Source organism: Kribbella sp. NPDC051620, from assembly GCF_044453825.1.
Classification (GTDB): domain Bacteria; phylum Actinomycetota; class Actinomycetes; order Propionibacteriales; family Kribbellaceae; genus Kribbella.
This window is the reverse complement of the sequence record NZ_JBITDB010000006.1, coordinates 21411-48410: the sequence shown is the minus strand read 5'-3', so window position 1 is coordinate 48410 and position 27000 is coordinate 21411. Positions and strand designations below refer to the sequence as shown.

General features: G+C 67.7%; 19 protein-coding genes. 16 read left to right on the top strand and 3 right to left on the bottom strand.

Translation table 11 applies throughout. The annotated features are described in order from the left end of the window. The first annotated feature begins 22 nt into the window (after window positions 1–22). Window positions 23–712: a TetR/AcrR family transcriptional regulator gene (locus ACIA12_RS29745; protein ID WP_396370481.1), complete on the top strand. Its 690-nt coding sequence runs from the start codon at window positions 23–25 to the stop codon at window positions 710–712. Beyond that, complete coding sequence (locus ACIA12_RS29740) at window positions 709–1863, top strand: FAD-dependent oxidoreductase (protein ID WP_396370480.1); 1155 nt, start codon at window positions 709–711, stop codon at window positions 1861–1863. The genes ACIA12_RS29745 and ACIA12_RS29740 overlap by 4 nt, the downstream gene beginning before the upstream one ends. A gap of 5 nt (window positions 1864–1868) precedes the next feature. Here the strand turns inward: ACIA12_RS29740 and ACIA12_RS29735 are convergent, their stop codons facing one another. Both ACIA12_RS29735 and ACIA12_RS29730 read right to left on the bottom strand, forming a co-directional pair. Beyond that, window positions 1869–2375, bottom strand: a complete 507-nt coding sequence (locus tag ACIA12_RS29735; RefSeq protein WP_396370479.1) for a pyridoxamine 5'-phosphate oxidase family protein — start codon at window positions 2373–2375, stop codon at window positions 1869–1871. A gap of 102 nt (window positions 2376–2477) precedes the next feature. Next, window positions 2478–2894 (bottom strand): DUF1844 domain-containing protein, encoded by a 417-nt coding sequence (locus ACIA12_RS29730; protein WP_396370478.1) that lies wholly within the window; start codon window positions 2892–2894, stop codon window positions 2478–2480. A gap of 290 nt (window positions 2895–3184) precedes the next feature. Between ACIA12_RS29730 and infC the strand changes: the two genes are divergently transcribed. The 5 genes from infC (at window position 3185) to ACIA12_RS29705 (ending at window position 6400) form a co-directional block, all read left to right on the top strand. Beyond that, a complete protein-coding gene (gene infC, locus ACIA12_RS29725; RefSeq protein ID WP_396370477.1) occupies window positions 3185–3910 on the top strand; it encodes a translation initiation factor IF-3 in 726 nt (241 codons plus the stop codon). A gap of 75 nt (window positions 3911–3985) precedes the next feature. Further along, window positions 3986–4180: a 50S ribosomal protein L35 gene (gene rpmI, locus ACIA12_RS29720; protein WP_328327140.1), complete on the top strand. Its 195-nt coding sequence runs from the start codon at window positions 3986–3988 to the stop codon at window positions 4178–4180. A gap of 71 nt (window positions 4181–4251) precedes the next feature. After that, on the top strand, window positions 4252–4641 hold the full coding sequence (gene rplT, locus ACIA12_RS29715; RefSeq protein WP_328327138.1) for a 50S ribosomal protein L20: 390 nt from the start codon (window positions 4252–4254) through the stop codon (window positions 4639–4641). Between the two features lie 29 nt (window positions 4642–4670). After that, the gene (locus ACIA12_RS29710; protein WP_396370476.1) at window positions 4671–5483 is read left to right on the top strand and encodes a TrmH family RNA methyltransferase; all 813 of its coding nucleotides are present in this window, start codon (window positions 4671–4673) and stop codon (window positions 5481–5483) included. Then, window positions 5480–6400, top strand: coding sequence for a CehA/McbA family metallohydrolase (locus tag ACIA12_RS29705; RefSeq protein WP_396370475.1), 921 nt, complete (start codon window positions 5480–5482; stop codon window positions 6398–6400). The genes ACIA12_RS29710 and ACIA12_RS29705 overlap by 4 nt, the downstream gene beginning before the upstream one ends. On the opposite strand, the gene ACIA12_RS29700 is transcribed toward ACIA12_RS29705, so the two are convergent. Continuing rightward, window positions 6389–6949 (bottom strand): TetR/AcrR family transcriptional regulator C-terminal domain-containing protein, encoded by a 561-nt coding sequence (locus tag ACIA12_RS29700; protein WP_396370474.1) that lies wholly within the window; start codon window positions 6947–6949, stop codon window positions 6389–6391. The two genes, ACIA12_RS29705 and ACIA12_RS29700, sit on opposite strands and share 12 nt — an antisense overlap. Before the next feature lie 55 nt (window positions 6950–7004). Here ACIA12_RS29700 and ACIA12_RS29695 point away from each other — a divergent pair, with 55 nt between their 5' ends. The 9 genes from ACIA12_RS29695 to ACIA12_RS29655 all read left to right on the top strand — a co-directional run bounded on the left by ACIA12_RS29695 (window position 7005) and on the right by ACIA12_RS29655 (window position 26983). Next, window positions 7005–8522 (top strand): MFS transporter, encoded by a 1518-nt coding sequence (locus ACIA12_RS29695; RefSeq protein ID WP_396370473.1) that lies wholly within the window; start codon window positions 7005–7007, stop codon window positions 8520–8522. A 138-nt stretch (window positions 8523–8660) separates the two neighbouring features. Beyond that, window positions 8661–9380, top strand: coding sequence for a hypothetical protein (locus tag ACIA12_RS29690; protein ID WP_396370472.1), 720 nt, complete (start codon window positions 8661–8663; stop codon window positions 9378–9380). An 800-nt stretch (window positions 9381–10180) separates the two neighbouring features. Beyond that, window positions 10181–11302 (top strand): NUDIX domain-containing protein, encoded by a 1122-nt coding sequence (locus ACIA12_RS29685; RefSeq protein WP_396370471.1) that lies wholly within the window; start codon window positions 10181–10183, stop codon window positions 11300–11302. A gap of 739 nt (window positions 11303–12041) precedes the next feature. Next, window positions 12042–13151 (top strand): phenylalanine--tRNA ligase subunit alpha, encoded by a 1110-nt coding sequence (gene pheS, locus ACIA12_RS29680; RefSeq protein WP_396370470.1) that lies wholly within the window; start codon window positions 12042–12044, stop codon window positions 13149–13151. After that, window positions 13151–15847, top strand: a complete 2697-nt coding sequence (pheT, locus tag ACIA12_RS29675) for a phenylalanine--tRNA ligase subunit beta (protein ID WP_396370469.1) — start codon at window positions 13151–13153, stop codon at window positions 15845–15847. The genes pheS and pheT overlap by 1 nt, the downstream gene beginning before the upstream one ends. A 197-nt stretch (window positions 15848–16044) precedes the next feature. Then, a complete protein-coding gene (locus ACIA12_RS29670; protein ID WP_396370468.1) occupies window positions 16045–17592 on the top strand; it encodes a gamma-glutamyltransferase in 1548 nt (515 codons plus the stop codon). Window positions 17593–17693: 101 nt separating this feature from the next. After that, window positions 17694–18665 carry a glycosyltransferase family 2 protein gene (locus ACIA12_RS29665; protein ID WP_396370467.1) on the top strand — a complete coding sequence of 324 codons (972 nt, stop codon included), beginning with the start codon at window positions 17694–17696 and terminating at the stop codon, window positions 18663–18665. Further along, window positions 18662–20944: a hypothetical protein gene (locus ACIA12_RS29660; protein WP_396370466.1), complete on the top strand. Its 2283-nt coding sequence runs from the start codon at window positions 18662–18664 to the stop codon at window positions 20942–20944. The genes ACIA12_RS29665 and ACIA12_RS29660 overlap by 4 nt, the downstream gene beginning before the upstream one ends. 102 nt (window positions 20945–21046) lie before the next feature. Further along, a complete protein-coding gene (locus ACIA12_RS29655) occupies window positions 21047–26983 on the top strand; it encodes an Ig-like domain-containing protein (protein WP_396370465.1) in 5937 nt (1978 codons plus the stop codon). The last annotated feature ends 17 nt before the right edge of the window (window positions 26984–27000 follow it).

The window sequence follows — 27000 nt, the reverse complement described above, 5'->3', positions numbered from 1 at the left end:
ATGTTCGTGTATGGTCGGAGCCATGAACAGCGAAGCGAGGAGCCGGCGAGAGCGGCCCGCCAAGCCGGCCCTGACCCGGGACGGGATTGTGGCCACTGCTGTCGAGTTGGTCCGGGCCGAGGGGCTTGGGCGCGTCACCATGCGCCGGCTGGCGCAGGAGCTCGACACGGGCGCTGCGTCGCTTTACGTGTACGTGCGCAATACGGCCGAGTTGCATGCCGCAGTACTGGATGAGCTGCTCGGGGCTGTCGACCTGGGGCCGGTGACGGTGTCGGGGGACTGGCGGGAGCGGTTGGAGCAGGTGCTGACGTCGTACTCAGGGTTGCTCTTCGAGTACCCGGGTCTGGCGCAGGCGGCTCTGGTGGCCCGGCCTGCCGGGGAGCACTACCTCGACCTGCTCGAGGGGGTGCTCGCACTGCTCGCAGAGGGCGGTGTACCGGCGGCGCAGGCGGCATGGGGTGTGGACATCCTGCTGCACTTCGCCACGTCGACTGCTGCCGAGCATGCGCCGACCGATCCACGGCAGGGCACACCCGAGGCCGACGCCGGGCCGCTGGTGCGGGCATTGCGGGCGTCGGAGAACAGACCCCAGTTGGCTGCCCATGGCGGTGACTTGCTGAGTGGGCCGGGTGAGGCGCGACTGCGCTGGGGGTTCCAAGTACTGATCAACGGGGTGCTGAGCACCCCGCGACCCGGAGGAGAGCTGTCATGACCACTCATCACCCCATTGCGATCATCGGTGCGGGACTCGGCGGCCTCACGCTCGCCCGTGTCCTGCACGTCAACGGCATCGAGTCCGCTGTCTTCGATCTGGACGCCTCGGCGACTGCCCGCGGCCAGGGCGGCATGCTCGACATACACGTCGAATCCGGTCAGGCAGCGTTGCGAGCGGCTGGGCTCTACGACGACTTCCGAAAGCTCGTCCACCAGGGCGGGCAGGCGATGCGCATCATCGACCGCCAAGGTGTCGTGCGGTTCGCCGAAGACGAAGACGATGCCGCCGACGAGGGTGGCCAGCGCGATCGTCCGGAGATCAACCGGCGCGACCTGCGGGACCTGCTGCTCTACTCACTGCCTTCTGGCGTGGTGCATTGGGACGCGAAGGTGACCGGTGCGCTGCCGCTCGGCGATGGGAGGCAGGAGGTGACGCTTGCCGATGGCAACAGTTTCACCACGGACCTGCTGATCGGCGCGGACGGCGCCTGGTCGCGGGTACGGCCGCTGGTGTCGGCTGCCGTGCCGGAGTACACCGGTCTGTCCTTCGTCGAGTTCAGTCTCGAAGAGGCCGATGAGCGTCATCCGGCGGCCGCCGCGCTGGTCGGCCCGGGCATGATGATGGCGCTCGGCGACAGCCGCGGCTTCCTCGCTCACCGCGAGACCGACGGGTCGCTGCACATCTACTCCGCGCTGATGGTCCCGGCCGACTGGTCGACCTCGATCGACTTCACGGACACGGAGAAGGCCAAGCGCACTCTGCTGGAGAACTTCGAAGGCTGGAGCGACGGCCTGCGCGCCCTGGTCACCGAGGCTGACACGGCACTGGTCGGCCGCCCGATCCATGCCCTGCTGATCGGTCATCGCTGGGACCGCCTCCCGGGAGTAACCCTGCTCGGCGACGCGGCGCACCTGATGTCGCCCTTCGCCGGTGAGGGCGCCAACCTCGCGATGCTCGATGGTGCGGAGCTGGCCGAGGCGATCGCCCGCAACGCCGATCGCGAGACGGCGCTGGCGGAGTACGAGGCGGACCTGTTCCCGCGCAGCGAGTCGGCGGCCAGGGAGTCGGCCGCCAACCTGAGGATCTCCTTCGCGCCGGACAGCCCGCAGGGCATCCTGGACTTCTTTGCTCAGGTCCGTCCGGAGTAGGTTGCTCAGCTCGGCGGCGTGTAACGGGTCTGGGAGTAAGGGTTCTTGGTGAAGGCGAGCACCTTGGCCGGCCGCAGCTCGAAGACCAGTACGTCGACGTCGTGGTAGTCGCCGTTGATGAAACCGCCGTCGCCGACCTTGTAGTTCCAGTCGAGCTTTTCCTTCCACCGGCGAGCCAGGGCGGTCAGCGTCTCCGGATCGGTGACCCGGCGGGCCTGACCTTCGATCACGACATCGGTTCCGCGGCGGTACTCGTTGACGCCGGTGGTGAGGATGCAGTTCGGGTTGTGCTCGAGATTCCTGGCCTTCTGCTCAGCCGGGCCGGTGCAGAAGTGCAACGCGCCGTCGAGCCAGATGGCGGGCAGCGGCGTCACGTGCGGGCGACCGTCGCGGCGTACGGTCGAGAGCCAGGACATCTCCGCCGCCTCGAGCAGCCCGACGATGTCGCTCCAGGCCGGGGCCTCGGCATCGGACTGACTGAATTGCGTGTGCACTACACCCTGCGGTTCCATCGGCGCTCCGCCTTCCGTGCCGCTGTTCGGTTGTCGCAAGAGCGTAGCGGCCCGGCCGGTCAGCGCGGGATGGGTCACCGTCGGCTGGTCAGCCCTGGGTGGTCAGCGCCGGGCCGCGGACGGGTGGACCGCGCCGGTGTACTTCTCGCCGGGTCCCGTGCCGGGCTCGTCGGGAATGCTGGAAGCCTCCTTGAAGGCCAGCTGCAGCGAGCGGAGGCCGTCGCGCAGGGGAGCGGCGTGGTGGTGACCCAGCGACGGCGCGGCAGCGTCGAGCAGGCCGGCCAGCGAGTCGATCAGGGAGCGGGCCTCGTCGAGGTCGCGGTGCTCGGGCAGGTCCTCGGCCAGGCCGAGGTGGACCGCGGCAGCGCTCATCAGGTGCAGGGCGGCGGTCGAGATGATCTCCACGCTCGGTACCTCGGCGATGTCGCGCGATACCGTCGACAACGGGTCCACCGTGGACTGCTCCTCAGTGGGCGGTGCGGGGGTGGTGTCCGGCGGAGTGGAGACTTGGTCGGTCATGCTGTTACTCTTACATGGCGACCGACCCGGTCCGACGGTGACCCCTGAGCGGAATACTCGAGGGACTCCAGAGGTTCAGGTCTAAGCGGAGGGCCACCTCCCACCCAGTCGACGAAGAGTCGGCGGGTCCCGGTCACGTCGAGGTTCCACGGCTCCGGCCGGACGATCTCGGCGGATTGTACGGCTCGTGTTCCCGGCAACGGGTTGCGGAGCCGTCGATCTGGGAATTGGGCCTTCGTGTGGACGCACGAGGGCCTTTTGCTGTTCCTGGGCCCCGGTGCGGACGCAAGGTGGTACCCCAGTACACGAACAACCCAGGAGGACCCATCACCATTGAACTGCGCGTCAACGAGCGCATCCGCGTTCCTGAGGTGCGCCTGGTCGGACCGAACGGTGAGCAGGTAGGCATCGTCCGGATCGAGGACGCACTTCGGTTGGCACAGGAAGCCGATCTCGACCTGGTCGAGGTTGCGGCCACGGCACGCCCGCCGGTCTGCAAACTGATGGATTTCGGCAAGTACAAGTACGAGACCGCCCAGAAGGCGCGGGAGTCTCGCCGGAACCAGACCAACACCGTCATCAAAGAGATGAAGCTGCGGCCGAAGATCGACCCGCACGACTACGAGACCAAGAAGGGTCACGTCGTCCGCTTCCTCCGTGCCGGTGACAAGGTCAAGATCACCATCATGTTCCGCGGTCGTGAGCAGTCCCGCCCCGAGCTGGGGTTCCGGCTGCTGCAGCGGCTGGCCGAGGACGTCAGCGAGCTCGGCTTCGTCGAGTCGTCGCCGCGTCAGGACGGCCGGAACATGATCATGGTGCTCGGACCGCACAAGAAGAAGTCCGAAGCGCGCGTGGACGTGGAAGCCGAGAAGGCCAAGAAGCAGGCCGAGCACGAGGCCGAGCTCGAGGCCGAGCGGCTGGAGCGGGCCGAGCAGCTGAAGGCCTACGAGGCCGAGAAGGCCGCCGGCGCCACCAAGAAGCCGAAGGGTCCGGCAGACAACCTCGACCCGGAGTGACGTGACGCTCCGGTCGCGAGGCCGGAGCCATCACCCCGATCGAGTCAACGAAAGAAAATCAGGAGTACATAAGCCATGCCGAAGATGAAGACCCACTCGGGGATGAAGAAGCGCGTCCGGGTGACCGGTTCGGGCAAGCTGCGTCGCGAGCAGACCGGCAAGCGTCACCTCGCCGAGGCGAAGTCGACCAAGCGCAAGCGCCGCCTGTCGGGCACCGTCGAGGTTGCTTCGTCGCACGTCAAGAAGGCCAAGAAGCTGCTCGGCATCTGAAGTCCTTCCCACCCCGAACACCCCCGCCGGGTGGACCACCTTCTCGGCGCAGATACAAGGAGTAACACCTCATGGCACGCGTGAAGCGGGCAGTCAACGCCCACAAGAAGCGCCGCGTCGTCCTCGAGCAGGCCAGCGGCTACCGCGGCCAGCGCTCGCGGCTGTACCGCAAGGCCAAGGAGCAGGTCACCCACTCGCTCGTCTACGCCTACCGCGACCGCAAGGCGCGCAAGGGCGACTTCCGCAAGCTGTGGATCCAGCGGATCAACGCCGCGGCCCGCGCCGAAGGCCTGACCTACAACCGTCTCATCCAGGGTCTTCGCCTGGCTGAGATCGAGGTAGACCGCAAGATCCTCGCCGACCTGGCGGTCAACGACGCTCCGGCGTTCTCGGCCCTGGTCGCGCTGGCGAAGGCGGCCCTGCCGGCCGACGTCAACGCCAAGAGCGACGCCGCGGCCTGAGCCGCAGCATCTCTGCGATAGCACCCCGAGTGGCGAGCCCAGGTCTGCTGACCGCGCAATCCGTGCGGATCAAACAGGCCCGCAGGCTCGCCACTCGCGCGTTCCGGCGCAAGACCGGACGCTTCCTGGCCGAAGGACCTCAGGCCGTCCGCGAAGCCCTCGAACACCGCGAACTGGTGGTCGAGGTGTACGCCGAGCCCGACGTCGCCACCCGGCATCGCGATCTGCGCGATCTCGCCCAGATCGCCGACGTCCCCTGGTACGACGTGAACCGCGCCGCGATCGAGGCGCTGAGCGAGACCGTCACGTCGCAAGGCGTCGTCGCGGTCTGCCAACTGGTCGACGTACCGCTGGATGACGCCGTACTGCGCACCGCGCGGCTCGTTGCCGTCGGCGTCCAGGTCCGCGACCCCGGCAACGTCGGCACGCTGATCCGCACGGCGGACGCGGCCGGCGCGGATGCCGTCGTACTGTCGGCCGAGTCGGTCGACCCGCACAACCCGAAGGCCGTCCGCGCCAGCGTCGGCAGCCTCTTCCACCTGCCGATCTCGGTCGAAGCCGATATCGTCACGGCCGCCAAGTCCTGGCGGGAGCAGGGGCTACAGGTCCTCGCCGCCGACGGCTACGGCTCCTCCGACCTCGACGAGTGCATCGACGACGGCACCCTCGCCAAGCCGTCCGTCTGGCTGTTCGGCAACGAGGCGCACGGCTTGCCCGATGGGTTCGACGCCATCGTCGACCGCTCGGTGAAGGTCCCCATCTACGGCCGCGCCGAGTCCCTCAACCTGGCAACGGCGGCAGCGGTGTGCCTCTACGCGTCCGCCCGAGCACAACGCAAATGACCGGGCTGCCGTTCGAGGCTCCGGGACGGTTCTGGCGAGGAAATCTGCATACGCACTCGGACGTCTCCGACGGAGCGCTCTCGCCGGACGAGACCGCGCGGGTGTACCGGGAGGCCGGCTACGACTTCGTGGCGATCACCGATCACTTCCGGCCGGAGTACGGGTTTCCGGTCACGGACACCCGGAGGTTGCGTTCGGACGGATTCACCACGCTGATCGGCGCCGAGTTGCACGCGCCCCGCACCGAGGCGGGGCAGCACTGGCACATCGTGGCCGTTGGCCTGCCACTGGATTTCCAGCCTCCGGGGGAGGCCGAGACCGGGCCTGAGCTCGCGCGCCGGGCCCGCGCCGCGGGGGCCTTCGTCGGGATGGCCCATCCGTCCGCCTCACTGCTGACGGCAGTTGATGCCGAGAGCCTGGACGCGGCCCACTCGGTCGAGGTCTACAACGCACTCGCCGACCGGGAGAACCGCGGCGACAGCTGGCACCTTACCGACGTCCTGCTGAACCGCGGTCACCGGTTTTCGACGTACGCCGCGGACGACGCCCACCTGCAACCCCAGGACCCGCCGCCGTGCCAAGCCTGGGTCCACGTCCGCGCGGAGACCCTCGATCCGGACACGCTGCTGACAGCGTTGAAGGCCGGTCACTTCTATTCCAGTACCGGCCCGGAGTTGTACGACGTACGTCTCGAAGCAGAGGTGGTGGTGGTTCGCTGCTCCCCGGCGACGAAGATCCTGCTGACCGGCGGCCATCCCGGCGCAGAAGTTGCCCAGGGCACCGATCTGACCGAGTGCTCGCTGCCACTGACTCTCTTCCGCGGCACTCACTGCCGCATCACGATCGAGAACGCGACCGGCGGCCGCGCCTGGACCAACCCGATCCACCTGCCCCCTGTGGACAACTCAACGCACTGACCTGGCCTGTAGCCCGTCGAGGAGGCTGTCGAGGCCGAAGGCGAAGGCCTCGTTGTGCATCATGTCGCCGGCGCGGCGGGATGCGCCGATCACGTACGACATCACTGAGCCCATCGCGTAGTCGACCTGACGATCGGCGAAACCGGCGGCGCCGAACAGGATGCGTCCGCGTGAGCCGAGTGACAGTGCCTTGGGGCCGAGGCTGGGGCGGGTGTAGATGACCTCGGGTAGCCAGGAGTGCCGCATGATGGCCGCCCGGAGGCTGTGGGCGAACAGGACCGCGCCGGGCCGCCAGCCGGCCAGTTCGGGTTCCGGCAGGTCGACCTCGCCGTAGATCTCGTCGATGGCCAGTTCGATCAGGTCGTCCTTGGTCTGGACGTGCCAGTAGAGGCTGGTCGCGCCCGAGTCGAGGCGGGCGGCGAGCTTGCGCATGCTCAGGCCGGCCAGGCCCTGACTGTCCAGCAGTTCGATCGCCGCCCGGACGATCTGGGTCCGGCTGAGCGTCTCGCGCGCCGGTGCGCGGCGTTCGCGGCTCCAGATCGAGTCCATGGCTTGATCCTAGCTCGCGCTGGTACGGCGTACGAGTCTGTCGTACAGTGTGCGAGTGACTAGTACAGCGTTCGAGTCAACCGCTACGGGACACCCGCGCCGCTGGTGGATCCTGCTGATTCTCTGCCTGAGCCTGATGGTTCTGGTGGTCGACAACACCGTGCTCAACCTGGCGATCCCGTCGCTGATGCGCGATCTGGGCGCGACCCCGGCGGACATCCAATGGGTGATCGACGCCTACATCCTGGCGTTCGCCGGCCTGCTGCTGACGGCTGGAAGCCTGTCCGACCGGTTCGGCCGGCGGAGGCTGCTGCTGCTCGGGCTGGTGATCTTCGGCGCGGCGTCGCTGCTCGCGACCTTGGCTGCGAGCCCCTGGCAACTGATCGCGTGCCGTGGGCTGATGGGCGTCGGCGGATCGTTGCTGATGCCGAGCACGTTGTCGCTGCTGTTCACCGTGTTCCCGCCGGAGGAGCAGCGCAAGGCGATGGCCGGCTGGTCGGCGGTCGCGATGCTCGGCGTCGTGGCCGGGCCGACGGTCGGCGGCGTGCTGCTGAACCATTTCTGGTGGGGTTCGATCTTCTGGCTGAACGTGCCGATCGCGGTGGTCGCGATCGTGGGGACGCTGGCCTTCGTCCCCGAGTCGCGCGGTCCCGCGCGGGCTGTGGATCCGGTCGGGGCGGTGCTCTCGATCATCGGGATGGGCGCTGTCGTGTGGGCGATCATCTCGATTCCCGCGGCCGGGTTCAGTTCTGCTCGGGTGCTCGGCGGACTGCTGGTCGGGGTCGCAGGGCTTGTTGGTTTTGCGCTGTGGGAGAAGAGAAGTGCGCATCCGATGGTCCCGCTGGCGCTGTTCCGCGATCGCAACTTCAGTGGGACGAGCTTCTCGATCGTGCTGCTGTCGTTCACCGCGGGCGGGTTGCTGCTGGCGTTGACGCAGTACCTGCAGTTCGTACTCGGGTACAGCCCGCTGAAGGCGGGGCTGGCGCTGATCCCGTACGCCGTGGCCGCGACGGTCTTCAACGGGTTGGGGGCCACGCTGGGCAAGAAGCTGACTGATCGGACGCTGATCGTGATCGGGCTGGCGGTGATCGCGGTGAGCTTCGCGGTCTTGGCGCAGGTGTCGTCGGCTTCGGGGTACGGGTTGCTGATCGTCGGCCTGCTGGTGATGGGGGTCGGTGGCGGGCTGGCCGGGCCGGCGGCGTACACGTTGCTCATGCAGGCGGTACCGGCCGAGCATCGTGGGGTCGGGTCGGCGATGAACGACACCGTGCAGCAGACGGGTGCGGCGCTGTCGGTCGCCGTACTGGGGAGTGTGCTGGCGGCGGCGTACACGTCTGCTTTGCCGGACTCGGTACCCGTCGCCGGGCGGGACTCGATCGCCGAGACGCTGGCCCTCGGCCCGGCCTTCGCCCCAGCCGCACGAGTCGCGTTCACCGACGCGATGTCGATCGCGATGACTGTCGGACTCGTCGGTGCTGCGGCGGGTGCCGTGGTCGCTCTGGTGGTGCTGCCTGGCCGGCGTACTGACGACTCGGTGCGGATTGACGAGAGGGAGCAAGGCGTGTCAGCGTAGGCCGCAGCGCGCGCCAGGGCGCCTCTTCTCCGCGGCAAGCACCGAGTGCACCTGGGATCTTGTGGTTGTGAGCGATGGCCGACGAACCCTTCGGGATGGCCTGGTTCAGCGGAGCGGGCTGCCCGGAAGGATCAGTCGATGACCACCGAACTGCCCGCCAAGGCGAGCCTCAGCCAGCTCCGCACCCGCGCGAAGGACCTCCGCAAGGCCGTCGCCAAGGGCCGCCCGGACGCGATCGCCCGAGTCCGGGCGCACCACCCGGAGTACCGGGGAACCACGGTCGACCCGCTTGCCTTCACCCTGCGCGACGCCCAACTCACGATCGCCCGCGAACACGGCCTGCCCAGCTGGCCCGAACTGATGGAGAAGGTCGCCACCGAGCTGGTCGAAGGCCGCGAACTGCACCGGTACTTCGGCGTCGAACTCAACAACGAGACCTGGGACCTGATGGACCAGATCGACGAAACCAGCCCCCTGGCCGACCAGGAACGCCTCCTCTACGGCGCCTACGCGGCCTGCCTCCACTGGCTCGAAGCCGGCAACGAAGCCAACCACGCCCGAGGCGAGTACATGATCGCGAGAGCCGCCCTCCGCATAGGCCGGGCTTCCCTCGGTCTAGAACACGCCCAACGCTGCCTATCCCTAGTCCTAGCCCACCCCACCATTATGTCCGACTGGGACGAACCCTTCGCCCGAGAAGCCCTATCCCGAGCCCTAGCCGCCACCGGCTCCTTCCCCGCTGCCCTGGCGGAGCGAACCCGCGCCCTCGAACTAACAGCCCTAGTAGCCAACCCCGGCGACAGACAAGTCCTCGAAACCGAAATGTCCAAAGACCCCTGGTTCGGCCTCACCGACTAAACCCCACGCACTCTCCGACGCCCGCTCGTCCCTCGCGTGCTCGTTCGAGTGCTCCCACCCACCCAGGTGCGCGCTCCTCCGTCGCGCTGTTCAACCACAACGCGCCCCACCACCTCTAACGCGCCAAACCAACAAGCCCGCCCCTCGGCCACCCAACCCTGGCCGAGGGGCAACTCATGCCTCCTCCGCCGCCCCGTTGCCCCACCCCGATGACAGGCTGGGACGAGCCCTCCGCATACCTCCCGCGGGCTCATCCGTCGCCTTCCATCGGGGCGACTCCTTCGGCGACTCAGAACCCACTGCCCGCAAGCTCAGAAGACATCTCAGATCTAGGCGCCTGATCTGAGATCGAACGATTCTCGACCACAGAGGTCCCGCTGCCACTGCGCGCAGATCGACCATCCTCGCTGCAATTGTCAGCCGCTGCGCAGCTCGTAACGACTTGCGCCGGGCCATAAGTCGTAGATATTCCATCACTACGACGCTAATTATCGGTGACCGTTGGAGGAGCGTTGTTCTCGTCAGAGTGCCACTAAGGCGATGGGAATTATGGACGCTGCCTGGCAACCTCTGTGTATGAGCAGATCAGGGAGATCCTCATTCAGTCGGCAGATCGCGAGTCTGGTCGTGGTTGCGATCGTGTTCGGGCTCGTCGTGCTGATGATCTTGAAGCAATATGATCCAGCCGTGATCATCACAGTCGTTACTGGGATGAGCTTGGCAGCCGCTGAGCTCGTCCGCCGGCTCCAGAGTGTCAGTGCGCGACAGGGCAGGTCGGACGACCAGAGGGAGGTGGGGTCTTGAGTCGGCCCACGGTAGCGCTCATTGGAAGCTTCCGAAAACACTATGACGAGGTTGTTGAGGCCGCACGCTCACTCTCGACCGCAGGTGCCACAATCACATCACCTCCAATTCTGCCGATCAGGGATCTCGGCGAAAACTTCGTGCGATTCGAGTCGGATCCGCATTCAGCCTTGGATCATCAGATTCAAGAAGCGACTCTCGAGAAGATCTTCAGATCGGACGTGGTTTATGTAGTCAACCCTGGTGGATACATCGGGCGCACGACAGCGTATGAACTTGGGCGCATCCGGGAGCGTGGCATGGCGGTATTTTTCGCTGAGGAACCGAAGGATCTGCCGATCGAGATCCCGGACGGCGCGGTATTGAGCGCGGATAGTCTGGCTAGGGTTGTACTCGACTGCTCGGTCGACGCGATTAGACGACCACGTGTGGCTGCATTGCCGACTGCCGACCTGGTCGTGCTCACAATCCGTGATAGGCGGCTCAACGTCTTGCTGGTCACTCGCGGCACCGAGCCACATCGAGGAAAGCTCGCACTCCCTGGGGGATTCGTTCGGCCGGGGGAGTCATTGGAGGACACGGCAAAAAGAGAGCTCGTCGAGGAGACCGGTCTGGATGCGGATACTCTCACACTGCAACAGGTTCGCACCTTCTCGGGGCCAGATAGAGACCCTCGTGGACGGATCGTGACGACGGCTTTCCTCGCGATAGCCCCGAATCTTCCGAACGCTCGTGGCGGAACGGATGCGCGCCGAGCCGACTGGGTCGAGGTCGAGGAAACTTTGGGAAATCGTCTCGCCTTCGATCATGACCAGATTCTCCGCGAGACGGTCGAACGAGCGCGCGCCCTGCTGGAGTATCAGACCATCGCGGCCTCCTTCTGCGGGGAAGTGTTCACCGTCACCGAACTCCGGGAGGTCTACGAGGCGGTGTGGGGGACCGAACTCAACGCCCAGAACTTTCACCGCAAGGCGAAGAAGGCTGAAAAGTTCCTGGTGAATACCGGCCAGAAGCGGACGGATCAACGCGGTCGTCCGGCTGCGTTGTACAAGCGAGGTCCTGCACCCCTGCTCTATCCACCGATGCTGCAACCACACAGGCCGACCGCAGGTTCCTAGGTAGGGGCGAGTCTCGCGCGGTCATATCGGGATAGTGGGTAGTCGGCGGTCGTCGACGCCCGAAAATATGGCCGTAGCGGTGGGGCGGTTCCAGCGCGATGGGCCCGGAGGATAGCTCGGAACCTAGTGCGCGGATGATCGCGTCCTTCGAGTGTTCACCGATCTGATACGGGCCACGGGTGCCCGGCAAGTCAATCGCGTCGTCGTGTTTACTCGGGATCGCGAGAAGCTCCACTGATTCGAGTCCACTCGCGTATAGGTCGGAATGCGCCAAGGCCAGTTTGTGCCCGGATCCTGACGGCATCGCTGCTCGTGGCCAGCATTTTTTTGCGCCGCCCGACACTCAGCCGGATCGACAGGTTGTTCGGCGTCGAGGCGAGATTGGGGAGGAAGGCGTCGGGGTGTGCGGTGGCCAGTACCCGGTCCAAGGTCAAGACCGACTTCGGCAAGGGGCTCGCCTGGCGCGACCGATAGGGCCCAACTACCGTCGACGGGGCCTGCGGACGGTCCACGGGAGTACCTTCGCGAGCCGGGTCGGCGCAGTGTGGTCGGATTCGCGCGACGGAGGAGCGTTCAGTAACGGGCGGGTGGGAGCAGTCGAACGAGCACGCGAGGTACGAGCGGGCGTCGGAGGCTGCGTGGGGGGAGTGGTTGTGGACGACCGATTCACGCTCGGGGGCCCGGGGTTCCTAGACTGCTTTGAGCAGTTTCAGGTTTCAGCTACCCCGGGAAGAGAGCCATGTCCGGTCCGAACCAGAATTATGACCCCGTCGAGGTCACACCCTTGCATGCCGACGAGGTCGAACGGACGCGCGATGAGGCTCTGGACGCCTTCGCGAAGGCGGGCGATCTGAGCGCGTTGCAGGAGGCGAAGGTCGCGCATCTGGGGGAGCGGTCGCCGATCGCGCTGGCCAACCGGGAGATCGGTGCGCTGCCGCCGCAGGGGCGCAAGGAGGCCGGGCAGCGGATCGGGTCGGCGCGCAAGGCGATCAACGAGGCGTTCGCGGGGCGGCTCGCGGTACTGGAGGCCGAGCACGAGGAGCGGATGCTGGCCACCGAGCGCCTCGACGTGACGCTGCCGTGGCACAGCCCGGAGCTCGGCGCGCGGCATCCGCTGAGCCTGATCTCCGAGCAGGTCGCCGACGTGTTCACCGCGCTCGGCTGGGATGTCGCCGAGGGACCCGAGGTCGAGGCCGAGTGGCTGAACTTCGACGCGCTGAACTTCCAGCCCGACCACCCGGCCCGGCAGATGCAGGACACGTTCTTCATCGACCCGCCCGGTTCCGGCACGGTACTGCGTACGCACACGTCCCCCGTCCAAGCGCGATCCATGCTCACCCGCAAGCCGCCGATCTACGTGATCTGCCCCGGCCGGGTGTTCCGCACCGACGAGCTGGACGCGACTCACACGCCCGTCTTCTACCAGGTCGAGGGCCTGGTCGTGGACGAAGGCATCACGCTCGCGCACCTCAAGGGCACCCTCGACCACTTCGTCGTCTCGATGTTCGGCGAGGGGCTGGAAGCGCGGCTGCGGCCGAACTTCTTCCCGTTCACCGAGCCGTCGGCCGAGGTCGACCTCAAGTGCTTCGTCTGCCGCGGCGCCTCGGTCGGCAACCCCGACCGCCCGTGCCGGACATGTAGCAGCGAGGGCTGGATCGAGTGGGGCGGCTGCGGTGTGGTCAACCCGCGCGTGCTGCAGGCCTGCGGGATCGACACCGACCGGTACTCCGGATTCGCGTTCGGAATGGGCCTGGAGCGGACGCTGATGTTCCGCAACGGGGTCGAGGACATGCGGGACATGGTCGAGGGTGACGTGCGGTTCAGCCGCCAGTTCGGGATGGAGATCTGATGCGGGTCCCACTGTCATGGCTTCGTGAGTACGTCGAGCTGCCGGCCGGCGTGACCGGTCGCGACGTCGGCGAGAAGCTGGTCCGCGCCGGCCTCGAGGTGGAGACCGTCGACGAGGCGGGCGGCGGCCTGACCGGTCCGCTCGTCGTCGGCAAGGTGCTCAGCTACGAGCCCGAGCCGCAGAAGAACGGCAAGACCATCCGCTGGTGCTCGCTCGACATCGGCAACGACGAGCCGCAGTGGGTCGTCTGCGGCGCGAGCAACTTCGAGGTCGGCGACCTGGTCGTCGTCGTGCTGCCGGGCGCGGTCCTGCCCGGCGGGTTCGCGATCTCCGCGCGCAAGACCTACGGGCACGTCTCCAGCGGGATGATCTGCTCGTCGGCGGAGCTCGGCCTGGGCGACGACGGTACGCACGGCATCGTCGTACTGGAGCCAGGCGAGGCCGAGGTCGGTACCGACGCGATCGAGTTGCTCGGGCTGCGCGACGACGTGCTCGACATCGCGGTGACCCCGGATCGCGGGTACTGCCTGTCGATCCGTGGCGTCGCCCGCGAGGCAGCCACGGCGTACGGGGTGTCGCTGAAGGACCCGGCCGCGTTGACTGTCACCGGCACGCAAACGGGTGGCTATCCGGTGCGGGTCGACGATGCCGAGGCGTGCAGTGTCTTCGTGACGCGGACGGTCACCGGGATCGATCCGGCGGCGCCGTCGCCGCGTTGGCTGCAGCAGCGGCTCGTCATGTCCGGCATGCGGCCGATCTCGATCGGCGTCGACGTCACCAACTACGTGATGCTCGAGCTGGGCCAGCCGATCCACGGCTACGACAAGGCCCGGCTGACCGGCGAGATCGTCGTACGCCGCGCCGCGCCTGGCGAGAAGCTGATGACGCTCGACGATCAGACCCGCGAACTCGACGCCGAGGATCTGCTGATCACCGACGACTCCGGCCCGATCGGTATCGCCGGCGTGATGGGTGGCGCCTCCACCGAGATCTCCGCGTCGACCACCGACGTGGTGATCGAGGCGGCGCACTTCGACCCGATCGTGATCGCCCGCTCGTCGCGCCGCCACAAGCTGTCCTCCGAAGCATCCCGCCGGTTCGAGCGCGAGGTAGACCCACAACTTCCGCGGTACGCCGCCCAGCGCGTCGCCGACCTCCTGGCCGAGCTCGCCGGCGGCACCATCCAACCCGACGAAACCGTCATCGACACCCACCTCCTGCCGAAGCGCCTGACAATCCGCGCCGACCACGCCGCCCGAGTGGCAGGTGCACCGATCTCGGTGGAGGAGACGATCCGTCACCTCCGCGCGGTCGGCTGCGAGGTTGCCCAAGGCAACGAAGGTGGACCGGCGCCGCAGGGCGTGGGAGCGAGCCTGCTCGCCGAGGCGGTTGCGCTCAGCGGCGCTCCGCTGGCTGTGGGCGACGCGAGCACCGCCGGGGCCGAGGCAAGCGCCACGGCGGCCGGCGCGACCGCCGCCGCAACCCCCGGGGATGCCACCACAACCCCCGCTAGCGGCGGGTCGGATGACCTCGCAGGCGAGGCGTCCGGCGGCGGGTTGCTCATGCTCACTCCGCCGTCGTGGCGGCCGGATCTGCGGGATCCCAATGACTATGCCGAAGAGGTCATTCGGCTGTTCGGGTTCGACAACGTGCCGTCGATCCTGCCGAAGGCGCCGGGTGGGCAGGGGCTGACGAGTTCGCAGCGTCGGCGTCGGCGGATTGCCACCGCGCTGGTTGGAGCGGGGCTGACTGAGGTTGTGTCGTACCCGTTCACCGGTGAGGCCGACTTCGACGCGATGGGGCTGCCGGCCGACGACTCCCGGCGTACGACGGTGAAGCTGGCCAACCCGATCTCGGACGAAGAGCCGTCGATGCAGACGATGCTGCTGCCGACCCTGCTCCGGGCCGCCGAACGCAACGTCGGTCGCGGTGCCACCGATCTCGCGATCTTCCAGACCGGGCTGGTGTTCCTGCCTCGCCCGGAGTCGAAGCCCGCGCCGCTGCCGTCCGTCGCACAGCGGCCGAGCGACGAGGAGATCCAGGCGCTGTACGACGCGCTCCCGAGCCAGCCGCTCCACCTCGGGGTCGTGCTGACCGGTTCGCGCACGGCGACCGGCTGGTGGGGCAAGGGCCAGCCGACGAGCTGGGCGGACGCAGTACAGGTTGCTCGGTCTGTTGCCGCTGTTGTCGGCGTCGAGCCGGTACTACGGAACGTCGAGCTGGCGCCGTGGCATCCGGGTCGGTGTGCCGAGGTGTCGGTCGATGGCACGGTCATCGGTCACGCCGGTGAGCTGCATCCGAAGGTGTGTCAGGCGTTCGGGTTGCCGGCCCGGTCGGGTGCGGTCGAGCTGGACCTCGACGCACTGATGGCGGCGGCTCCGGCGTCGGTGACGGCGCACCCGTTCTCGTCGTACCCGGTCGCGAAGGAAGACGTCGCGCTGATCGTCGGGGCCGAGGTGGCCGCGGCGGACGTCGAGGCGGCGCTGGTCGAAGGTGCGGGGGAGCTGCTGGAGTCGATCCGGCTGTTCGACCTGTACACCGGCGAGCAGATCGGCGAAGGCAAGAAGTCGCTCGCCTTCGCCCTCCGCTTCCGCGCCCCCGACCGAACCCTCACCGAAACCGAGGTCAGCGCCGCCCGCCAAGCAGCCGTCCAGGTAACAGTCGACCGCTTCGGCGCAGTCCAACGAGTGGGCTGATCTCCGATGCCCCCGGCTGCGAAGCCCTCCGGAAACTTCACCGCGCTGTCTTCCGCCGTTCCGGCGGAAGACAGCGCGGACGGAAGAGCGACCGGCGCACGCGGTGTGCGTGCGGGTGGAAGAGCGATCGGCGCACACGGGGTGCGTACGGCCGGAAGAGCGAGCGGCGCACGCGGTGTGTGCGCGGGTGGTGTGGGGTGACAGGCCACCCGCGGGTTGCGGTGGCGGCGCCTAACGAGGCTGCTGCCGATGCGGGGGTGCGGTTGGCTGCCGAGGGGGGCAATGCGGTTGATGCTGCTATTGCCGCGACGCTGGTGACGATGGTGAACGAGATCGGCGTGGTGTCGCCGGCCTCGGGTGGGTTTGTGACCTTGCAGGTGCAGGGTGGCGAGGCGGTCACCATCGACGGCTGGGTGGAGATGCCTGGGCGTGGGCTGCCGGAGCACAAGTTCGGGCAAGGTGTTTGGGACATCACGACCGAGTACGGCGGTGGTACGACGACCACCGTCGGGCATGGGTCCGTCGCGACGCCGGGTGGGATGAAGGCGCTGGCGCTGGCGCACGAGCGGTCCGGGAAGGCGCCGTGGAGTGAGGTGGTCCGGCCGGCGATCGAGGTCGCGCGGAACGGGTTCCCGCTCAGCCGGACGTCCGGGTACTACCTCGGGTACACCCACGAGATCATCTTCGGCTGGCATCAGCCGAGCCACGGGGTCGTGCATGACGACGACGGCGTGGTGATCAAGGCGGGCAGTACGGTCGTGATCCCCGAGCTGGCCGAGGCGCTCGAGCTGATTGCCAGCGAAGGCGCGGAGACCCTCTATACCGGCGCGCTCGCGGAGTTGCTCGTCCGCGACATGGCCGACAACGAGGGCATCCTGACCGCGCAGGACCTCGCGGCGTACGAGGCGATCGTCCGGCCGGCCTTGATGATCCGCCAGAACGGATGGCGGCTGGCGACCAACCCGCCGCCGGCCGTCGGCGGAGTCGCGGCGGCCGCGATCCTCGCGCTGCTCGACGGAGTACCGGGCCAAGGTGCCTGGAATCCGGCCGAGCTGGAGCGGCTGATCGAAGTACAGCACGCTGTGCTCGGTCGTCGACTGGCAGAGCTCGACCAGGAAGATGTTCGCCAACTCGAAGGCCAGAAGCTGCTCGATCTGGCGAACGCCGGTGATCTGCGCGCGCTCAGCTCACCCAGTACCGCGACAGTCTCGGTCGTCGACGACGAGGGCGACGCCTGCGCGATCACCGTCTCGTCCGGCTACGGCTCCGGCGTGATGACGCCCGGTACCGGCATCTGGCTCAACAACGCCCTCGGCGAACAGGAACTCGTCCACGGCGGCCCGCACAGCCTCGCGCCCGGCACCCGACTCACCTCCAACATGGCGCCGAGCGTCGCGCGAAGAGACAGCGACGGAGCCGTACTCGCGATCAGCTCACCCGGCTCCGACCGGATCCCGACCGCGATCGCCCAGGTCTACGCGCTCTACACCCACGGCGGCCTGTCGCTCGAAGAAGCAGTCGAGTACCCCCGCCTCCACGTCCGCGTTCGCGAAGACGTCGTCGTCGACTACGAAGACGACCTCGCCGTCTCCGGCTTCGCAACCAACCTCCCCACCCGCCCGATGCCACCCCATTCCATGTACTTCGGCGGCGTAGCCGCAGCCTTCTGGGACCCCACCAAAGGCCTCCAAGCAGTAGGCGACCCTCGCCGCACCGGCGCCACCGCAGTCTCCCCATCCACCTGACCGGGCCCGGGGCCTGCTAGTTTCGGCGTCTGTACTTTCCGCCGGCCGCCCGATCCGCCTGAACGGGGCTCAGCCAGATCAGTCGTGGAGGACCACCGGACATGCCGGATCCCGAACTCTCCGTCGTCGTGCCGATGTACGACGAGGAAGAGGTGCTGCCGATCTTCTTCGAGCGGATGCGTCCGCTGCTGGACGGCCTCGGCATCAGCTACGAGGTGCTCGTCGTCGACGACGGCAGCCGGGACGCGACCGCCTCGATGCTGCTCGAAGCGGCCGTCGACTGGCATCAGCTCCGGGTCGTCCGGCTGCTCCGCAACTCCGGTCACCAGGCCGCCCAGTCGGCGGGATTCCGTCGCGCCAGGGGGAAGTACCTGGTCACCATCGATGCCGATCTGCAGGATCCGCCCGAGGTGATCGCCGAGTTGCTCGCGACGGCGCGGGAGAGGGACGTCGATGTCGTGTATGGCGTGCGCTCCGACCGTTCGAGCGACTCGTGGCCGAAGCGGACGACTGCCCGGATGTACTACCGGCTGATGTGTCACCTGGTGGGCAAGGACATTCCGTTCGACGCGGCGGACTTCCGGCTCGTCTCGCGCCGGGTCATCGACGCGGTCAACTCGCTGCCCGAGGACGGCCGGGTCTTCCGGTTGGTGATCCCGTGGCTCGGCTTTCCGAGTGCCGAGGTCCCGTATGTCCGCGCGGAGCGAGCGGCCGGCGTCACGAAGTACAACTGGTCGAAGATGTTCCGGCTGGCGTTCGACAGTGTGACCGCGTTCTCGGCGGCGCCGCTGCGGCTGGCCACGTGGTTCGGGCTGCTCGGCGGCATGTTGTCGGGGCTGTTCGCGGTTGGCGCGCTGGTGATCAAGCTGTCCGGCAACAGCGTTCCCGGCTGGACGTCGACGGTGCTCGCGGTCAGCGTCATCGGCGCGATCCAGTTGCTGTGCCTCGGGTTGCTGGGGGAATACGTCGCCCGGCTGTTCCAGTCAAGCCAACGGCGCCCACAGTTCCTGGTCGGCTACGACAGCCTCGAAGACGCCGGACATCAACCCCTTGACGAGGTCTCCGCTAGATGACGCGTTCGCTGCCGCGGCTGGTGCCGTGGTTGATTCCGTATGTCGTCACGATCCTCGCGCTGATCTCCCTCGACGTCCCGGTCGTCCCGATCGCCAAGTACAGCCTGTACTTCGCTCTGGCGCTCGCATTGCCGGGCATCCTGATCCTGCGCGCGCTCTGGCGTAGTACCGGCAACTGGGCCGAGGACCTCGGACTCGGATCAGCGGTCGGCGCGACGTACCAGCTGGCCGGCTGGGCGATCTTCACCGCACTCGGCTGGCAACGCGTGCTGGTGATCTGGCCTGCGCTGGTGCTCGTCGCCTTCGCCGCTGTGCCGAAGCTGAGGCAGCACTGGCGGATCCACGACCCCAAACCGCTGCCGTTGCTCTGGACGTGGGGGATGGTGATCGCCTCGACCGTACTGCTCGGCGGGGCGGTGCTCGGGGCGATGAAGTACCACCCGGCGCCACCGGACGGCACGTCGTACTACCAAGACCTGCTGTACCACCTGTCGATGCTGAACGAGCTGACTCGCTCTGTACCGCCGCAGCTGCCGCAGGTATCGGGGGAGTCGCTGGAGTACCACTGGTTCGCGAATGCTGACATGGCCGCGGCAGTGGACATCACCAAGCTCTCGCCGATCATCGTGCTCTACCGGTTGTGGTTGCTGCCGCAGTTGCTCGTCGCCCTGCTGGTGTGCGCGACCCTGGCCAGGACGGTCAGCCGCGCGTGGTGGACCGGCGTACTGGCCGCTCTCGCGTTGGCGGGGCCGCAGCTGTTCCTGTTCATCGACACCGCGGTGAACCTGTCGCCGCCGCTGAGCCTGCTCAGCCCATCCCAGACGTTCGGCATGGTCGCCGGTACTGCGGCCGCCGTCTTCCTGATCCACCTGCTCTTCAAAGACGAGTCCAGCAAGGGGCTGTGGTTACTGGCATTTACCGTCGCAGTCGTCGGCGGTGGCTCCAAACCAACCACCCTGCCGATCCTGGTCGGCGCAGTCGGCCTCCCCGCGCTCTTCCTCCTGATCCGCGACCGCCGCCTACCAGCCCGCTTCCTGGCTGCCGGCTCACTGCTGGTCGCAGCCGCAATCGGCACGATGGTCACCGTCGCCGGTAGCACCAGCGGTTCAGGCCTCCAATTCCTGGCAGTCCTGAAAACCCAAGGCGGCTACACGGCAGCCACCCGCGACAAAACTCCCGCAGGCGAAGGCGGCCTGATCCTCCCGGCCCTGACCTCCGGCCACCTACTCTCCATCGCCGGCGTCCTAGTTCTCTGCGTCCTCCTCCTAACAGGCCAACTGCTAGCCGCAACGGGCTACGCCTTCCTGGCCAACCGCACCCTCCGCCGCGACCCCATCGCCTGGTTCTTGCTCGGAGCCCTGATAGCAGGCTGGGCCGGCTTCCTCTTGGTCGACCACCCCTCCATCAGCGAGGCCTACTTCGTCCACAGCACAGTCCCCTTCAGCCTGGCCGCCGCCGGCTGCCTAGCCGCAACACTCACCAGAACCTACGCGCCGCCCGCAGGGCGGCGCGGGGTGCTTGTGGGGGTTGCTGTTGTGGCGGTGGTTCTTGGGGCGTTGTTCGCCTTCATCTTGTTGACGACTGATGCTCTGCCCAGCGGCTCGCACCTTCGGCGGATCGCGTTGGTGGCTCGGCCGTTGGTTGTTGTTGTGGCGGTTGGTGCGGGGCTGATGTTTGTGTGGTTGTTGCTGGTGAAGCGAGTTCCGAAGCTGGCTGGGCTGGGTGGGTTGCTGGTGTTGTTGACCTTGCTGGTGGTGCCGTCGGCAAGGACCTTTGAGCAGAATCTGCATCTCAATGGCGGCAAGCAGGCGCAGGAGTTCACCTCGGCGACCTGGTGGGTCTACCCCGACGAGGAAGCCGCCGCGCTCTGGCTGGCGAAGAACTCCAAAACCACCGACGTCGTCGTCAGCAACACCTGGTGCCGGCCAGCGGGCAAGCAGGGGCCGGGGTGTGATGCTCGCGGCTACATCGTCAGCGGGATCGCCGGTCGCCGGACGTTCCTGGAAGGCTGGGGCTACACCTCCCAGGCGATGGCCCACCACGGCGACGGCGGCCTGCGCTACAACCAGCAGCCCTCCCCTTGGCCCGACCGCGTCGAGCTGACGAATCAGGCGATCTACGAGCCGACTGCCGACGTACTGCGCAAGCTGCGCGACCAGTACCACGTCCGCTGGGTGTACGCCGACCTCTTCGGCGGTCCCGTGTCGCCCGACCTCGGCAAGCTCGCGGTACTCCGACACTCCTGGCAGCACGTGCGGATCTACGAACTCACCGGCTGATCCCGCGTAACATCGGACTGGCGTAGCGCGTTAGCTCTACGCTGGCCCGCTCGCCCCGAGGCCGACGCATGCGGAAACGTGAGTGCTCGGGAGGGCGTGGGTATGACGAGGTCCGGTCATCGGTTGCCCGCCGTCGTCACCGCTCTCAGTCTCACCGTGCTGGCTTCCGGCACGGCTTCGGCGTACCAGGTGCCGGCGGCCCCCTTTGCCCAGGGCAACACGGCGACCGCGACGATGCCGGGATCCGGGCTCATCCAGTCGATCACCGTCACCGGCCAGACCGAGTTGCTCGACGCAACCACCGTCGGCGTCCGCGGCAGCACCGCCAAGACCTACGAACCGGCCATAGCGCGCACCACACCCGCCCAGGACCTGCTCGTCAACACCGGCACCTGCGCCGCGATCGGCACCTGCGGCAGCCGAGGCTCCCTGACGATCACCTTCTCGCAACCTGTCCGCGACCCGATCCTGCACCTGGCCGGCATCGGCGGCGCGGCCACCGAAACGACCAACGGCACGACCAGCGGTCAGTCCGAGCTCCACTCGGTCCTCAAACTGACGACCGCCGGCCTCAGCCTCACGAAGCTCGGCCAGGGCAACAACCTGGCCATCAGCAGCGACACGATCACCGCGCTCAACCCCGACGCCGGCCCGAACTGCATCAATACCGACACCGGCGAAGGCCCCGACGCGGCCGCCACCGCGGCCTGCGGCTCGGTCAAGGTCAACGGCGTCGCCAAGTCGATCACCTTCGACCTCACCGCCGTCTTCACCAAAAACGCCAAGCTCCCCGCCTTCAACACCCCGTCCTCCGCCGACGTGTTCTCCCTCGTCGCCTCCACCGGCGAAGACTTCGGCGACGCGCCCACGTCGTACGGCGCAGCCTGGTCGGTCCTCACCGACCTGCGCCTCGGCGACGACGCAACCGAAGACAACGCAACCATCGCCAACGGCACCACCGGTCCCAAAGCCCAAGACCAGGCCGACGATGGCGCGACCCTCAAACCGCTGGCAACCACAGCCAAGGACTACGCCGCCACCGTCGCCCTCACCGGCGCGAGCAAACCCGGCAAAGTCTGCGGCTGGCTGGACCTCGACAAGAGCGGCAAGTTCGACCCGACCGAGCGATCCTGTGCCACCTTCACCGCAGGCCAAAGCGCCGTCACCCTCACCTGGTCAGCACTCCCCAAACTGACCGCCGGTACTACGTACGCCCGCATCCGAACCGCCTACACGACAGCCCAGGCAGACAAGCCAACCGGCCCCGCCGACAGCGGCGAAGTAGAGGACTACGTACTAGCGATCGCGCCCCCACCCCCACCGATCGCAATCGACGACACCGCGACCACCCCGTACAACGAAGACCTGACCACCGACGTCCTCAGCAACGACCGCCCCGGCGACCCGGCCAGCCCCCTGAAGCCCGGCTCCCTCTGCCTCCTCGAAGCAGACAAGTGTGGCGTGATGGTCAACGTCGTGGCCCAGGGCAAGTACGTCGCCAAGCCCGACGGCAAGATCGCCTTCGAACCCGTCCCAGGTTTCGTCGGCCAAGGCAAACCGGTCACCTACCGAATCGCCGACACCAACGGCACCACCGCCACCGCGAAGCTGACCATCACCGTCGCCCTCCCCGCGAAGCCGGTAGCCGTCCCCGACAAGGCGACCACCCAGCAAAACGTCAGCATCGCCCTCACCCCGCTCGCCAACGACCGCCCGGCGCCAGGCGTCACGCTCGACCCGAGCTCCGTAGTACTGCGCGACCCCGCAGACGCAGCCTTCACCACAGCAGCCGCCGACACCTTCAAGAAGAAGGTGATCGTCCCCGGCGAAGGCACGTACGTCGTGAAGCCCGACGGCACGGTCGACTTCCTGCCGCTGCCCCAGTTCACCGGCGTCGCGACCACCCTCAGCTACCGCGTCACCGACAGCACCCATCAGGTCGCGGAGTCGACGATGGCGGTCACCGTCACCCCGATCACCCCGAAGGCGCTCGGCGACTCGGTCACCACGCCCTTCGACACCAACGTCGTGATCCCGGTCCTCGACAACGACCTGCCCGGCTCACCCGAGGCGCCGCTCAACCCACAGACCCTCAAGCTGGTCGATCCGGCCGACGGCAAACTCGTCGACCAGGTGACGGTGCCGAACCAGGGCAGCTATGCGGTTGCCGACGGCAAGGTCGCCTTCGAGTCCGTCCAGGGTTTCCAGGGCGTCACGACCCCACTGACCTACCAGGTATCAGACAAGAACGGCACACCCGCCCGCGCCCAGCTCACGGTCTCCGTCGATGCCCCCGGCCCGCCCGTCGCCAACCCCGACCAGGCGGTACTGCTGCAGGGCGGCTCGATCTTCGTGCCGGTGCTCGGCAACGACAAGCCCGGCCCGACCGGCTCAGCGCTGGTACCAGGCACCGTCCGCCTGATCCCGCCGACCCCGGCCACGATCACGGCAACCAGCTCGGCACCTTCCAAGCCGCCCGTACCCGCGACCCCGTTGCCGATGCCCGCTGCGACGGTGGGCGGCGACCCGGCCACCAGCATCGTCGTCGCCGGCCAAGGCAAGTACACGGTGAAACCAGACGGCCGGGTGCTGTTCGAGTCGGTCCCCACCTTCAGCGGCCACGCCACCCCGATCACCTACCAGGTGGCCGACGGCAACGGCGCGATCGGCAAGGCGACGCTGACGCTCGAGGTCACCAAGGTGCAGCCGGACGCGACGGACGACAGCGCCAGTACGGCGTACGACCAGAACGTGACCGTGGATGTCCTCGCGAACGACAGTGCCGGCGACCCCGCCGTTCCGCTGGTGCCGAGCAGCGTGAAGCTGATCGACCCGATGACGCACCAGCCGAAGACGACGGTCGTCGTCGACGGCGAGGCGACCTTCACGGTGGTGGCCGATGGCGAGGTCCAGTTCGACCCGCTGCCGACGTACACCGGTGTTGCGACAGCGCTCACGTACACGGTCTCGGACGTCAACGGCACCCTCGCGACCGCCACGATCACGGTCACGGTCGCCAAGCCGCCGCCACCGACCGCGAAGCCGGACACCGCGACCACCAAGCAGGACGACCCGGTGACCATCGACCCGCTCGCCAACGACGAGTCCGGGCAAGGCACCGGCCTCGACCCGCTGAGCGTCGTGCTGATCGATCCGGCCGACGGCTCGCTGAAGAAGGTCGTCACGGTCGCGGATCAGGGCACGTACCACGTGAACCCCGACGGCACCGTCGGCTTCGACCCGCTGTCGGCCTTCACCGGGACGGCGACCACGCTGACGTACCGGGTCTCGGACTGGTTCGACCAGGCGACGCGATCGACCATCACCATCGCGGTGACGCCGATCGTTCCCAAGGCCGAGGACGACACCGCGACCACGCCGTACGGCGTCACCGCAACGGTCAAGGTGCTCGCCAACGACAAGCCCGGCGACCTCAGCGCCCCGCTCGTCATCGGCAGCCTGCAACTCAAAGACCCAGCCGACGGGCTGTTCAAGCCGACAGTGACCATCAAGGAAGAGGGCGTCTACACCGCGCGAGCCGGCGTCGTCGTGTTCGAACCGGTCGCCGGGTTCAGCGGACCCGGTACTGCGCTGACGTACCAAGTCGCCGACGACAACGGAACCACCACCCAAGCCACCGTGTGGATCACCGTCGGCCTCCCGCCGGTCGCCCAGCCCGACAACGCCTTCACCCTGCAGAACATCACCGTCACGATCGACGTGCTCGCCAATGACGAACCCGGCACGGGCGCCAAGCTCGACCCAGGCTCGGTGGTCATCGCCGCGCCCGAACTGCCCACGAAACAGGCCCCGCCGGCCGTCTTCCGCAAGACGCTGACCGTTCCCGGCCAGGGCACGTACACAGTCGAGAAGAGCGGCGCGATCCGGTTCGATCCCGTCCCGGCCTTCGACGGACACACCCGCTTCATCCAGTACAAGGTCACCGACTCGCAGCGCAACACGGCGTCCTCGACGCTCGGGGTCGAGGTCACCGGGATCCAGCCGTTCACTGTCGACGACTCCGCGATCACCCCGTTCAACCAGCCGATCACGCTGAACGTGCTGACCAACGACAAGCCCGGCGACCCGAGCGCGCCGCTGGTGCCGAAGAGTCTGCTGCTGCAGGACCCGGCCGACGCGACGAAGTACCAGCAGACAGTGACCCAACCCGGCGAAGGCACCTACACGGCCAAGCCCGACGGCTCGATCACGTTCGCGCCGGTGAAGGACTTCCAGGGCCTGACCACTCCGGCGACCTACCGGGTCAGCGACACCAACGGCACCCCGGCCGACGGCCTGCTCTTCATCACCGTCGGCAAGGGCCCCCAGGCAAAACCGGACACCGGTACTACGAAGCAGAACGTCGACACCCAACTCGACCCACTGGCCAACGACCAGCCCGGCACCCAGGCCGAACTCGAGAAGACCTCGGTTCAGCTCTACGACGGCAAGGTCTGGGCCAAAACCGCGACCATCACCGGCCAGGGCACGTACAAAGTCGACGGGGTGACGGGCAAGATCTCCTTCGACCCGGTGCCTGCCTTCCGCGGCCCGAGCTCGATCGCCTACCAGGTGGCGGACACGGCCAAGAACAAGGCGATGTCGACCGTCACCGTCACGGTCGACCCGATCACCCCCGCTCCGGCGAACGACGCGGCGACGACCGCCTTCGACACCCCGATCACGGTGCCGGTACTGACCAACGACAAGCCCGGCGACGCCAGCGCACCACTCGTCCCGGCCAGCGTCCGGCTGATCGACTTCGCGACCGGCGACCCGGTGACGAGTCTGCGAGTCGAAGGCCAAGGCACCTACACGGTCCAGCCCGACGGTGGGATCCGGCTACTGCCCCGGGGCGGTTGGGTCGGCCAAACGACGCCGGTGACGTACCAAGTCAGCGACGGGAACGGCACCGCCGGTACTGCGACCCTCGTGGTGTCCGTCGGCGCGAAGCCGGTGGCACTGCCCGACGTGGCGAAGACCAAGCAGCACGTCGCGGTTACCTTCGACCCGCTGGCCAACGACAAGCCAGGCGCCGGCGCGACGCTCGACCCTGCCACGCTCCTGCTGGTCAATGCCTCGGGCAACCTGGTCGACAAGGTGACGGTCCTTGATCAAGGCACCTATGCGGTTGCCGACGGCAAGGTGACCTTCAGTCCCGGCAAGGCCTTCGTGGGCAGTGCACGGCCGGCGGCGTACGAGGTGAAGGACAGCAATCGCAACGCGGCCCGCTCGACGGTCTCGGTGACCGTGCTGCCGGTCCGGCCGGTCGCGGTCGACGACAGCGCGACTACGCAGTACGGACAAGGGGTCAGCGTGCCGGTGCTCGGCAACGACAAGGCCGGCGATCCGTCGGCGCCCCTGGTCGTCTCCTCGGTCGTGCTGCGCGACCCGGCGGACGGCAAGGACAAGACTTCGGTGACGATCCCGGACTCGGGCAGCTTCACCGCCCGGCCGGACGGCACCGTCGGATACACCCCGGTGAAGGGCTTCGCCGGTACCACCAGATCGCTCACCTATCGGGTGACCGATGCGAACGGGACGTCGGACACGGCACGCCTGGAGATCACCGTCGGTGCTCCCAGCGCGTCGAAGGCCATCCCGGACACCGGTACCGGCAGCCCTGGCAACCCGGTGGTCGTCAACCCCCTCCTGAACGACGCCGCGACTCAGGGCGCGGCCTGGGACCCGGGCAGTGTCTGCCTGGCCACCGGGCCGGCCACCTGTGGGAAGCGGGTGGTCGTACCGGACGTCGGAGAGTGGACGGTCGGTACCGACGGGACGATCAGGCTCGTTCCGGAGCGGGGCTTCATCGGTACGGCGAAGCAGTCGTACCGGGTCACTGACACGGATGGCGTGACAGTGGACTCGCAGGTGAAGGTGACCATCGGGGCTCGGCCGGCCGCGCAGCTCAGCCAGGACAGAACCGCACTACCGGACACCGGTGGCCCGTCGGTCCTGCTCCTCACGCTGGCGCTGTTGCTGGTCGGGTTGGGCGTCACGTTGCTGGGCATAGCCCGCCGGGGCCGCCAAAAATAGTGGGGAAGGAGCCGGGC